Source organism: Achromobacter sp. DMS1 (genome assembly GCF_001270295.1).
The window spans coordinates 1-12,068 of sequence record NZ_LHSJ01000122.1; the positions used below are offsets into that span (position 1 = coordinate 1).

Genomic DNA, 12,068 nt, shown 5'->3' on the forward strand with positions numbered 1-12,068 from the left:
GCTGCTCAAGACCGGCATGGCCGCGCATTCCAGCGCCGGCGGCCCATGGCCGAAGTGGTGCTGGGCAGCACGCGCCATCTGGACGACGCGGATGCGCTGGCCATGGGCGTCTACCTGAAGTCGCTGCCCGCCGCGCAGGCCGACCGGCCGCGCGCCGCGCCGCCGGCCGCCGCGGTCATGAGCCTGGGCGGCAAGCTCTACGGCCAGCATTGCGCGCAGTGCCATCAGGACGACGGGCGCGGCAGCGGCCTGGCCTGGCCGGCGCTGTCGGGCAACCCCACGGTGACGGCGCCGCTGCCCGTCAACGCCATCCGCATGGTGCTGGACGGCGGCTTCGCGCCGGCCACCGCAGCCAATCCGCGTCCGCACGGCATGCCGCCCTTCGGGCAGCTGCTGGACGACAACGATATCGCGATGGTGGTGAGCTATATCCGCAACAGCTGGGGCAACGCCGCCGGCGCGGTGACGCCGCTGGAAGTGAAGCGGGCGCGCGACGCTTCGACGCGATAGGGGCGCGGCCCGCCGGGCTTGCCGGGCAGGCCCGCGGCGCTTGCGCCGGGAGAGGATTCCACGAACCCGCCGCGCAGCGCGAGCGGGCGCTGCGGTTACTTGCTGCTTTGCAGGATCGCCATGGCCTGGCGTTCCATGAACTCGCCCAGGGTGTCGATGCCGCGCAGCTTGAGAATGGTGTTGCGCACGGCGGCCTCGACGAGCACGGCGAGGTTGCGGCCGGCCGCAACCTGCAGCATGACCTTGCGCACCGGCAGGCCCAGCATGTCCTGGGTGATGTCCTGCAAGGGCAGGCGCTCGAACTTGTCCTGCGCGGTGGCCCGCACCAGGTGCACGATGAGCTTGAGCCGCATCTTCCGGCGCACCGAGGTCTCGCCGAAAATGGTGCGGATGTCCAGCAGGCCCAGGCCGCGCACTTCGAGCAGGTTCTGCAGCAGTTGCGGGCAGTGGCCTTCGATCATGTTGGGCGCGGTGCGCGAGAACTCCACCGCGTCGTCGGCCACCAGGCCGTGTCCGCGCGAAATGAGCTCCAGCGCCAGTTCGCTCTTGCCCAGGCCCGACTCGCCCGTGATCAGCACGCCCAGGCCGAGCACGTCGAGGAACACGCCGTGCACCGTGGTGGTGGGCGCGAGCTTCTTGCCCAGGTAGATGCGCAGCAGGTCGATGAGCTGCGCGGCCGCGACCGGCGTGGACAGCAGGGGCACCTGGTGCTGGTCGCACTGGTCGACGAGGTCTTGCGGCGGCGTCAGGCCGTCGGCGAGCAGGATGGCGGGCACGCCGCCGATCAGCAGCTCGTCCATGTGGTGCATGCGGCGGCGCAGGTCGAAGCGGGTGTAGTAGGCCAGCTCTTCCTGGCCGAACACCTGGATGCGCGAGGGGTGGATGAGGTTCAGGTGGCCGACCAGGTCGGCGGCGGCCATGCCGTCGTCGGGAATGGCGCGGTCGGCCGCGCCCTGTCCGGCAATCCAGTTGAAGGGGATTTTGTCGGCGTTGTCGTCGACGAGTTCCTGCACCGTGAGCATGGCAGCGTCTTTGCGGGGATCAGAGTTGACCGGTGGTGAGCATGCGATGCACGACGGCGGGGTCGGTCTCGGTGGCCAGCGCCTCGCGCAGCGCCTTGTTCGACATGAGCTGGGCGAGTTCGGCCAGGATGTCCAGGTGCTGCTGCGTGGCGGCCTCGGGCACCAGCAGGCACATCAGCATGGAAACGGGCTGGCCGTCGGGCGCGTCGAAGGGAATGGGCTGCGCCAGGCGGATAAACGCCGCCAGCGCCTGTTCCAGCCCTTTCACGCGGCCGTGAGGCACGGCCACGCCCTGTCCCAGCGCGGTGGACCCCAGGCGTTCCCGGGCGAACAGGCTGTCGAAGACGAGCGCGCGCGCCAGGCCATGGTTGTTCTCGAAAAGAAGGCCGGCCTGCTCGAACGCCCGTTTCTTGCTCGTGGCAAGCATGTCGAGCACGATGTTGCCGGCGGGAAGAATGCGCGACAAATGATTCATGCGGATCATTATAGGTTGATATGACGCACTGCAATATACGGAGGGTCTGTCCCCGCACAAGACCGTGGCGCAAGAGCGAAGCATAGTCGCTTCGCGCAGGCTTGTGGATGGCGGGAGGGGTTCATGGGGGCGCGCGCGGCGGGTTGGAGAGGGAAAATCCGGGAAAACCCTTTGGACATCGGGGCGTGATACGCGCGTTCGTGCGCGGCGCATGCGCCGATTCGCCGGAACCGGGCCAGGCGCAAGCCGGGCGGGACGGGTGAACAGGGGGCCGGGAAAGAAGAAAAGAAGGAAGGGAGGAAGACGGTTTGCCGATGCCCCGGCTGAACATGGAAGGTCAGCGGGACACCGGGACTCAGGCAGCAATGTTACTTACTGCATTGCCAGCGCACGTCGAGCATGCGTGAAGCGCGGTTACTGCTGGGGTGGCGTGAGTGTCGCCGCTTGCCGCTTCACGGACTCGGCCGTGTGGCTACGCACCTTGTCCTTGTGCTTGATGACCTGACGGTCGACTTTGTCTGCCAGCAAGTCGATGGCGGCGTACAGATTTTCATCCGTGGCTTCGCAATGGATGTCCTTGCCGCTCAGACGCATGGTGATTTCGGCTTTATGCCGCAGGGGCTCAACTGAGAGCATGACCTGGGTATCGATGACGTGATCGAAATGCCGCAACACTCGCGCCAGTTTGTTCATGACATATTCCCGGATGGCCGGGGTGACGTCGAGGTGACGACCGCAGATGCTCAGGTTCATAGCTTGCTCTCCTTTCTAAAGAGGAAAATGGGTGCGCAATGCGCGCGTTGAAGTCGTTAGGCGTTCTCCTTGGTTCAGTGATTCGGGTTGTGTAGTACTAGTGTATAGACTCGGGCCGATAAAACAAGCTGATCTGCCGCAAGTCCATGACACTTTTATGGATGATCCCGGGCCGTGACGAAGGGGGGCGGATGCCGCCTCGCGAGGGCGCGCGTTACATGCGGAAATGCTCGCCCAGGTAGACCCGGCGCACGGCGGGGTCGCCCACGATTTCATCCGGATGGCCGTCGGTGAGCACCTTGCCTTCGCTGATGATGTAGGCGCGGTCGCAGATGCCCAGGGTTTCACGCACGTTGTGGTCGGTGATGAGCACGCCGATGCCCCGTCCCTTGAGAAAGCGCACAATGCGCTGGATCTCGATCACGGCGATGGGGTCCACGCCGGCGAAGGGTTCGTCCAGCAGGATGAAGCGCGGGCTGGTGGCCAGCGCGCGCGCGATCTCCACGCGGCGGCGTTCGCCGCCCGACAGCGAAATGGCCGTATTGCTGCGGATATGGCCGATCTGCAGTTCTTCCAGCAGCAATTCGAGCTGTTCGTTGATCCGGGCCGTGGACAGGTTCTTGCCGTGCGCGTCGAACTGCAGTTCGAGCACGGCGCGGATATTCTGCTCCACCGTGAGGCGTCGGAACACCGAGGCGTCCTGGGGCAGGTACGACAGACCCATGCGCGCCCGCTTGTGGATGGGCATGGCCGTGATGTTGCCGTCGTCGATTTCGATGCGGCCGGCATCGGCGGGAACCAGCCCGACGATCATGTAGAAGCTGGTGGTCTTGCCCGCGCCGTTTGGCCCGAGCAATCCCACCACTTCGCCGCTGTTGACGGACAGGGACACATCCTGCACCACGGTGCGGCCGTTGTAGGTCTTGCGCAGTCCGGTGGCGCGCAGGCTGCCTTGTTTGACGCCCAGCGGCGCGGAGGTGACGGGAGACGGCACGGAGGGTTGGTTCATCGTGGCTGCAAATGGGGGTTGGGAAAGCGCGCTTAACGCCCCTTCTTGGTGGTGTTCTGGGTCGGCTGCTTGCCTTGCTGCTGCTTGGCGCGGCATTCGGCGACGAGGGCGTCCGACTTGGCGCGCGGCTCGGCCAGCGAGCGTACGCGGCCGCCGGCGGCCGCCGAATTGGGGCCGCCTTGCGCTTCGTAGGTGCCGCTTTTTTCGTTGTAGCGCACCCGCTCGCCGCGTATGGTGTCCAGCGGCTTGCCACAGACGTAGCGCACCACCACGGCCTGGCCGATCAGGTCGAACGTGCTCTTGGTGCCATCGTATTCGGCGCGCAGGCCCTTGCCCTCGATGAGTTCGAAATTCTCCGGACGCTCCTGGCGGATGGTGACGACCTTGCCCTTGTCGGCCGTCGCCGTGCCGTACTGGTTGCCGTCCTTGTCTTCGTGCATCTCGAGCGTGTCGGACGTCAGCGTCATGAGGCCGCGCGTCATGTGGACGTTTCCGGTGAAGATGCTCTGGCGCTTGACGTCGTCGTAGTGCAGCGTGTCCGACAGGATCAGCGTGCTCGGCTCCTCGGCCGGCGCGGCGGGCTTCTTGGCGTCCGCGGCGCAAGCGGGCGCGAGCGCCGCCGCCGTCAGCAGGGCGGCCGCCATCAGGCGCGCCGTCGGGGCGAGGACAATCCGGAGATCGGTCATGGTTTCTTCTGGTCAGTGTTGTGGGCGGGAATCTCGGTCTCGCGGCGCTTGCGGGTTTCGTCGCCCGAGATCTCCACGTCGGTGGAGGAGGAAACCTGCAGTTGGCGGGTCTTGTTGTTGTAGCGCATGCCGGTGCCGTTCATCCGCGAGCGGCCTTTCAGGACCTGGGCGGCAGGTCGGTGTAGACCAGGTCTTCGTCCGGCAGCAGGATGAGCTGCTGGCTGCGCACGTCCAGCACGTCGTTGTTGGCGTCGGGCTGGCGGTGCACGTGGGCGTCGCCGTTCATGACGATGCGCTTGCCGCCTTCTTCCATGACGCGGTCTTGGAGACCGCCACGGTGATGGGGCTGTCTTCGCGCTGGCCGACCGCGCGCGGCGTGGTGATGTGGTAGGAGTCGTCGTCCGGGAAATGTTCGGCGTAGACGCCTTCCAGGCGGTTGATGGGCTTGCCGGTGGGGTCGGTGCGCAGCATGACGAAATCGCGCGACCAGGCGTCGATTTCGTGGGTGATGCGGCGCGGCGGGTCGACCTGCACGGCGCGTTGGGCGTAATCGGCCGCCCACCAGCTGCACAGGACGAGCACCAGCAGCAGGAACAGCGCGATGAGGGAGGGCAGGCGGTCTTTCATGGGCAGGGGAACTCGGTGGGGCGCGTCACTGGATGGCGCCCGGGCCGAGCACGCCAGGCGCGGCCAGCAGCGCGCCCAGCCGGCCTTGCGACGCCAGCAGCAGGTCGCAGCACTCGCGCACCGCGCCGCTGCCGCCGGGCTGGCTGGCCACCCAGTGCGCCGCCTGGCTGACGTAGCCCGGGGCGTTGGGCACGCTGGCGGCGAAGCCCGCGCGCTGCATCGCCGGCAGGTCGATGATGTCATCGCCCATATAGCCGGTCTGGTCGAGTTGGACCGACGAACGCTGCGCAAGTTCGGCCAGCGCCGCGCCCTTGTCGCGCACGCCCTGTATCACCTCGGCGATGCCCAGCTCGGCGGCGCGGCGCGCCACGATGGGGCCGGATCGGCCCGTCATGAGCGCGACCTTGAAACCGCCTTCCAGGAGCAGGCGCAGACCGTGGCCGTCCAGCACGTGGAAGCGCTTCTGCACTTCGCCGTTGTCGCCGTAGTAGAGGCTGCCGTCGGTCAGCACGCCGTCCACGTCGAACACCATCAGGCGCACGGCCGCGGCGCGTTCGCGCACGGCGGGCGCGATCCGCGCGAGGACCAGGGCCTCGGCGGGGTGGGGCACGGAGCGGGGGAGATTCATTGTCATACCACCTTTGCGGCCATCAGGTCGTGCATGTGCAGCGCGCCGAGCAGCTTGCCGTCGCGGTCCACCACGAGCATGTGATTGAGCCTTTGTTCGTCCATTTGCTGGGCGGCCTCGACCGCCAGCGCATCGGGGTTGATGGTGCGCGGAGAGCGGGTCATGCCGGCGTCCACCTGCAGGCTGCGGATGTCGCCGTGGCGCGCGATCAGGCGGCGCAGGTCGCCGTCGGTGAAGATGCCCAGCGGCTGCTGCCGGGGATCGGTGACCACCGTCATGCCCATGCCCTTGGCCGACATGACCTCCAGGGCGCGGGAAACGGGCGTGCCCGCCGTGACAATGGGCAGGGCGTCGCCCTTGCGCATGACGTCGCGGACGTGGGTGAGCAGCCGGCGGCCCAGCGCGCCGCCCGGATGCGAGCGGGCGAAGTCCTGCGGACTGAAGCCGCGCGCCTCGAGGCACGCCACGGCCAGCGCGTCGCCCAGGGCCAGCGCGGCGGTGGTGCTGGCCGTGGGGGCCAGGTTCAGCGGGCAGGCCTCCTGGGCCACGCTGGCGTCCAGGTGGATGTCGGCCAGCCGCGCCAGCTCGGATTGCGGATTGCCGGTAATGGCCACCAGCCCGGCGCCCATGCGGCGCACCACGGGCAGCACGGTCAGCAGTTCCTGGCCCGTGCCGGAATAGGAAATGGCGATCAGCACGTCGTCGCGGGTAATCATGCCCAGGTCGCCGTGCACCGCCTCGGCTGCGTGCATGAAGAAGGCCGGCGTGCCCGTCGAGGCCAGCGTGGCGGCGATCTTGCGCGCGATGTGGCCGGTCTTGCCGATGCCGCTGACCACCACCCGGCCGCGGCATGCGAGCAGCATGTCCACGACACGGGCGAAACGCTCGTCCAGCCGGGCGGCGAGGTCGTGCAGGCCCTGGCTTTCGATTTGCAGCGTTCTGCGCGCAGATGCCAGCGCGGTCTCGGAAGTTATGGTGGGATGGTCGGTCATGGCGGGATTTTAATATCAGGCGGCGGGTTTGCCCCCGCCTGGGGGGTATGGCATGCTGGCGGCTCTTTTGCCGCCCGTCTTAATTCACACGTTCAGGTCCGATCCATGTCCCGCATTCCCAGCCCCGTTCTTGGTACGCCGCTTTCTCCCCTGGCCACCCGCGTCATGCTGCTCGGCGCGGGCGAATTGGGCAAGGAGGTCGCCATCGCCCTGCAGCGGCTGGGAGTGGAAGTCATCGCGGTGGACCGCTACGCGGACGCGCCCGGCCACCAGGTTGCGCACCGCGCGCACGTGGTGCCCATGACCGACGCCGAGGCCCTGCGCAAAATCATCGAGCAGGAGCGGCCGCACGTCATTGTCCCTGAAATCGAGGCCATTGCCACCGACCTGCTGGTCGAGCTGGAGGCCGCGGGCGCGGCGCGCGTGACGCCCACCGCCCGCGCCGCCCATCTCACCATGAATCGCGAAGGCATCCGCCGCCTGGCCGCCGAAACCCTGGGCCTGCCCACCTCGCCCTATCGGTTCGTCGATTCCGAGGAGGCGTTGCGCGAGGCCATCGACGGGGGCGTCGGCTATCCCTGCGTGCTCAAGCCGGTCATGTCGTCCTCGGGCAAGGGCCAGTCGGTGCTCAAGAGCGCCGACGACATTCCGGCCGCCTGGCGCTACTGCCAGGAGGGCGGCCGCGTGGGCAAGGGGCGGGCCATCGTTGAGGGCTTCGTGCGCTTCGACTACGAAATCACCCTGCTCACCGTGCGCGCCCGCGGCGCCGACGGCCAGATCGAAACCCGCTATTGCGAGCCCATCGGCCACAAGCAGGTGGACGGCGATTATGTCGAAAGCTGGCAGCCGCACCCCATGTCGCCCGCGGCCCTGGAGCGGGCGCGCGAGATCGCGCTGGCGGTCACTTCCAACCTGGGCGGCCTGGGCATTTTCGGCGTGGAGCTTTTCGTGGCGGGCGACGACGTGTGGTTCTCGGAGGTCAGCCCGCGTCCGCACGATACGGGCATGGTCACCATGATTACCCAGGCGCAGAGCGAGTTCGAGCTGCATGCGCGCGCGCTGCTGGGCCTGCCGGTCGATACCCGGCTGCGCCAGCCGGGCGCCAGCTGCGTCATCTACGGCGGCGTGGATGCCGGCGCGGTCGGCTTCCACAACGTGGCCGAGGCCCTGGCCGAGCCTGGCACCGATATCCGCCTGTTCGGCAAGCCCGAATCCTACGTGAAGCGCCGCATGGGCGTGGGACTGGCGGTGGCCGACGACGTGGCCGAGGCGCGCGCCAAGGCCAAGCGGGTGTCGGCCGCGGTGTCGGTCAAGGCCGGTTGACCCCATTCCGGCGGCCGGCGGGACCGCATCCGGATTTCTCGGGAAACGGGCGCCATGGCGCCCGTTTTTTTTTCGCCATCGGAAGGCTGCCCGGGGGCGGCGCGCTTTTTTCTTGCGCCAGATCAATAAAGCCGCGAATCGGGGACATAAAGCCGGGTCCGGCCCGCCGCCCGGCCGATACACTGCGCGCCGTCGCATGCCCATTTTCGCGGAATGGATTTGCGCTTCATCACAGTTTGTTCGATAATTTCAAAAAAAACTAGAACCAGCGTAACTAAAATTGTCAGAACGGCCCTGCGGGGCCATCGCACAGGCGGTCATGGAACTTTCACCTCAAAACGAGCGTTTCGTCCTGCACTTCGGCGAAATGGGCAGCCGATGGGGGGTGAACCGGACCGTCGGCCAGATCTATGCGCTGCTGTTCCTGTCGCCCACACCGCTCAACGCGGACGACATCGCCGAGACCCTGGGCTTTTCCCGTTCCAACGTCAGCCTGGGCCTCAAGGAGCTGCAATCGTGGCGGCTCGTGCGGCTGATGCACCAGGTGGGCGACCGCCGCGACTATTTCGAGACGCCCAAGGACGTGTGGGAAATCTTCCGCATCCTGATGGAAGAAAAGCGCAAGCGCGAAGTCGATCCCACCCTGACGCTGCTGCGCGATTCGCTGCTCGAGCCGGCCAAGGCGCCGGGCGATAGCTACGCGCAACAGCGCATGACCGAAATGCTGGAGCTCATCGAACTGTCTACCGGATGGTTCGATGAGGTTCAGCGTCTGCCGCCCGAAACCCTGCAGAGCCTGATGAAGCTCGGCTCGAAAGTGCAGAAGGTGCTGGGTTTCGCCGGCAAACTCCGGGGCAAGAGCTGATCCGCCCCAATTTTTCAGGAAACCTCTATGAAGTTGTATCCAACGCCCGTATCATGGCGCGAGAGACGGCCTGGGAACCACGCCGGTTGCTGCGGCATCTCGAATCCTTGGGAGCGCAACAATGATTGATCTCGACGTCGTCAACCTGTCGCGATTCCAGTTTGCCGCGACGGCGCTTTATCACTTTCTCTTCGTTCCCCTCACGCTCGGCCTCTCTTTCATCCTGGCCATCATGGAGAGCGTGTACGTCATGACCGGCCGCCAGATCTGGAAGCGCATGACCATGTTCTGGGGCACGCTCTTCGGCATCAACTTCGCGCTGGGCGTGGCCACGGGCGTGGTCATGGAGTTCCAGTTCGGCATGAACTGGTCGTACTACAGCCACTACGTGGGCGACATCTTCGGCGCGCCGCTCGCGCTCGAAGGGCTGATGGCCTTCTTCCTGGAAGCCACCTTCGTCGGCCTGTTCTTTTTCGGCTGGAATCGCATGTCCAAGGTGAGCCACCTGGTCGTGACCTGGCTGGTGGCCTTCGGCACCAACCTGTCCGCGCTGTGGATCCTCATCGCCAACGGCTGGATGCAGAACCCGGTGGGCGCGGTGTTCAACCCCGACACCATGCGCATGGAGATGACCGACTTCGCTTCGGTGCTCTTCAATCCCGTGGCCCAGGCCAAGTTCGTGCACACGGTGAGCGCGGGCTATGTGGCCGGCGCCATGTTCGTGATGTCCATCAGCGCCTGGTACCTGCTGCGCGGCCGCCATACCGACCTGGCCAAGCGCTCCATGGCCGTCGCCGCCAGCTTCGGCCTGGCCTCGGCGCTGTCGGTGGTGGTGCTGGGCGACGAAAGCGGCTACCTCACCACCGAGCACCAGAAGATGAAGATCGCCGCCATGGAGTCCATGTGGCACACCGAGCCGGCGCCGGCGGACTTCAACCTCATCGCCATTCCCAACCAGGCGGAGCGCAAGAACGACTTCGCGATCCAGATCCCGTACGTGATGGGGATCATCGGCACGCGCTCGCTCACCACGCCGCTGCTGGGCATCGACGACCTGGTCCTGCGCGCCGAGAACCGCATCCGCGACGGCATGGTGGCCTACGAGGCCCTGCAGAAGATCCGCGCCAATCCCAAGGACACCGACGCGCGCATGACCTTCGACAAGACCTGGCCCGACCTGGGCTACGCGCTGCTGGTCAAGCGCTACCAGTCCGACATGAGCAAGGTCACCGAAGAAGACATCAAGAAGGCCGCCTGGGACACCGTGCCCAACGTGGCGCCGCTCTTCTGGACCTTCCGCGTCATGGTGGCGGTGGGCATGTACCTCATCCTGTTCTTCGCCGTGGCGTTCTGGCTGGCCTCGCGCGGCCGCCTCGACAGCCGGCCTGGCCTGCTCAAGGTCGCCCTGTGGAGCCTGCCGCTGCCCTGGGTCGCCATCGAATGCGGCTGGTTCGTGGCCGAGTACGGCCGCCAGCCCTGGGTCATCGAAGGCGTGCTGCCCACCTACTACGCGGCGTCGGGCCTGACCATTCTGGACCTCGCCATCAGCCTGGCGATCTTCCTGGTGCTCTACACCGCGCTGTTGATCATCGGCGTGAAGGTCATGCTGCATGCCGTGCGCAAGGGCCCCGCGTCCGATGCGCCGCCGCCGGCCGAAGCCGCGGCCGATCCCGTGCACGCCGCCGTGCGCGCCTGATGGAGAGATAGCAGATGGATACCCTTATTCCTTTGGACTACGCGACACTGCGCGTGATCTGGTGGGTGCTGCTGGGCGCGCTGCTCATCGGTTTCGCCATCATGGACGGTTTTGACCTCGGCGTGGCGGCCCTGCTGCCCGTGGTGGCCCGGACCGACACCGAACGCCGCATCGTCATCAACGTGGTGGGGCCGGTCTGGGAAGGCAACCAGGTCTGGCTGATTACCGCGGGCGGCGCCATTTTCGCCGCCTGGCCGCTGCTGTACGCCGCCTCGTTCTCGGGCTTCTACCTGGCGATGATGCTGGTGCTGATCGCGCTCATCCTGCGTCCGGTGGGCTTCAAGTACCGCAGCAAGATGGAAGGCACGCGCTGGCGCAGCCGCTGGGACGCCGTGCTCTGTTTCTCGGGCGTGGTGGCCTCGCTGGTGTTCGGCGTGGCCATGGGCAACGTCATCCTGGGCGTGCCCTTCACCTTCGAGAGCGGAACGCTGCGGCCCATGTACGAAGGCCATTTCTACCAGCTCTTCGCGCCCTTCGCGCTGCTGGCGGGCGTGCTGAGCGTGGTGATGCTGGCCATGCACGGCGCGGTGCTGCTGGCCTGGCGCACCGACGATCCCGTGTCCTCGCGCGCGCGCGCCTGGGGCCGCCTGTGCGCCCTGCTGACCATCGTGCTGTTCGTCGCGGGCGGCTTCTGGGTGGCGGGCGGCATCGGCGGCCACGTCATCACCAGCCCGGTCGACATGGCCGCGCCTTCCGACCCGCTGCTCAAGACCGTGAGCGTGCAAACCGGCGCCTGGATGGCCAACTACGCCAAGTGGCCGTGGATGTGGGTCGCGCCGGCGCTGGGCGTGGGCGGGGCGGTGCTCGTGCTGCTGTTCCTGAGCCTGCGCGCCAACGTGTTGTCGTTCCTGGCCTCGTCGGCGTCGATCGCGGGCGTCATCCTGACGGTGGGCTTCTCGCTCTTTCCGTTCATCATGCCGTCCTCGACCAATCCGCGGGCCGGCCTGACGATCTGGGACGGCTCGTCCAGCCACATGACGCTGTGGATCATGGTGATCGCCGTCGTCATCTTCCTGCCCATTGTCACGGCCTACACGGCATGGGTTTACCGCGTGATGCGCGGCAAGGTCACCCATGCGTCCGTCGATGGCACGCCCAACTCGTACTAAGGAGCTTCCACCATGTGGTATTTCTCGTGGATTCTGGGCCTGGGCCTGGCGTGCGCGTTCGCCATTCTGAACGCAATGTGGTTCGAGCTGCGCGAGGGCCATGCGCATGACCCGCGCGTGAACAGCGACGCGGCGTGAGCAACGGCGCCAGCAGCCTGGAGCACGATCCCTCCGCGGCCCTGAACAAGCCCACGCGCGAACAGTCGCGCTGGCTCAGGGCGCTCGCCGGGGTTGCCAGGCTGCCCCTGTTGATCGCCAGCGGCGCGCCGCTGCTCGGGGGGCGTCCTGCTCGTGGCGCAGGCCTGGCTGCTGT

12 protein-coding genes and 2 pseudogenes are annotated in these 12,068 nt (G+C 66.8%); 6 read left to right on the plus strand and 8 right to left on the minus strand.

Translation table 11 applies throughout. From position 1 onward, the window contains the following. Positions 1–510 (plus strand): annotated as a pseudogene (locus AD428_RS14930) (c-type cytochrome); the annotation flags it as partial. A 95-nt stretch (positions 511–605) separates the two neighbouring features. Here AD428_RS14930 and hprK read toward each other — a convergent pair. From hprK to AD428_RS14970, 8 genes and pseudogenes are all read right to left on the minus strand, one after another. Next, positions 606–1,532: an HPr(Ser) kinase/phosphatase gene (hprK, locus tag AD428_RS14935; protein WP_053245696.1), complete on the minus strand. Its 927-nt coding sequence runs from the start codon at positions 1,530–1,532 to the stop codon at positions 606–608. A 19-nt stretch (positions 1,533–1,551) separates the two neighbouring features. After that, positions 1,552–2,007, minus strand: a complete 456-nt coding sequence (locus AD428_RS14940) for a PTS sugar transporter subunit IIA (protein ID WP_053245702.1) — start codon at positions 2,005–2,007, stop codon at positions 1,552–1,554. Between the two features lie 414 nt (positions 2,008–2,421). Further along, the gene (gene hpf / locus AD428_RS14945; RefSeq protein WP_053245697.1) at positions 2,422–2,760 is read right to left on the minus strand and encodes a ribosome hibernation-promoting factor, HPF/YfiA family; all 339 of its coding nucleotides are present in this window, start codon (positions 2,758–2,760) and stop codon (positions 2,422–2,424) included. Positions 2,761–2,974: 214 nt separating this feature from the next. Beyond that, on the minus strand, positions 2,975–3,769 hold the full coding sequence (gene lptB, locus AD428_RS14950) for an LPS export ABC transporter ATP-binding protein (RefSeq protein WP_053243861.1): 795 nt from the start codon (positions 3,767–3,769) through the stop codon (positions 2,975–2,977). Between the two features lie 32 nt (positions 3,770–3,801). Then, positions 3,802–4,455, minus strand: coding sequence for a lipopolysaccharide transport periplasmic protein LptA (lptA, locus tag AD428_RS14955; RefSeq protein WP_053243862.1), 654 nt, complete (start codon positions 4,453–4,455; stop codon positions 3,802–3,804). Next, a pseudogene (gene lptC / locus AD428_RS14960) lies at positions 4,452–5,082 on the minus strand (LPS export ABC transporter periplasmic protein LptC). Before lptC ends, lptA begins: the two are co-directional and overlap by 4 nt. A gap of 25 nt (positions 5,083–5,107) precedes the next feature. Then, positions 5,108–5,716: a KdsC family phosphatase gene (locus tag AD428_RS14965; RefSeq protein WP_082308204.1), complete on the minus strand. Its 609-nt coding sequence runs from the start codon at positions 5,714–5,716 to the stop codon at positions 5,108–5,110. Beyond that, positions 5,713–6,702, minus strand: a complete 990-nt coding sequence (locus tag AD428_RS14970; protein ID WP_053245698.1) for a KpsF/GutQ family sugar-phosphate isomerase — start codon at positions 6,700–6,702, stop codon at positions 5,713–5,715. Before AD428_RS14970 ends, AD428_RS14965 begins: the two co-directional genes overlap by 4 nt. A gap of 105 nt (positions 6,703–6,807) precedes the next feature. On the opposite strand from AD428_RS14970, the gene purT reads away from it, so the two are divergent. The 5 genes from purT to cydX all read left to right on the plus strand — a co-directional run bounded on the left by purT (position 6,808) and on the right by cydX (position 11,893). Continuing rightward, entirely contained in the window at positions 6,808–8,025 is a 1,218-nt protein-coding gene (purT, locus tag AD428_RS14975) for a formate-dependent phosphoribosylglycinamide formyltransferase (protein WP_053245699.1), read from the plus strand. Between the two features lie 319 nt (positions 8,026–8,344). After that, positions 8,345–8,890 (plus strand): GbsR/MarR family transcriptional regulator, encoded by a 546-nt coding sequence (locus AD428_RS14980; protein WP_053243864.1) that lies wholly within the window; start codon positions 8,345–8,347, stop codon positions 8,888–8,890. A gap of 121 nt (positions 8,891–9,011) precedes the next feature. After that, positions 9,012–10,586, plus strand: coding sequence for a cytochrome ubiquinol oxidase subunit I (locus AD428_RS14985; RefSeq protein ID WP_053243865.1), 1,575 nt, complete (start codon positions 9,012–9,014; stop codon positions 10,584–10,586). Between the two features lie 14 nt (positions 10,587–10,600). Beyond that, positions 10,601–11,755, plus strand: a complete 1,155-nt coding sequence (cydB, locus tag AD428_RS14990; protein ID WP_053245700.1) for a cytochrome d ubiquinol oxidase subunit II — start codon at positions 10,601–10,603, stop codon at positions 11,753–11,755. A gap of 12 nt (positions 11,756–11,767) precedes the next feature. Next, a complete protein-coding gene (gene cydX / locus AD428_RS14995) occupies positions 11,768–11,893 on the plus strand; it encodes a cytochrome bd-I oxidase subunit CydX (protein WP_053245701.1) in 126 nt (41 codons plus the stop codon). Positions 11,894–12,068: the final 175 nt, after the last annotated feature.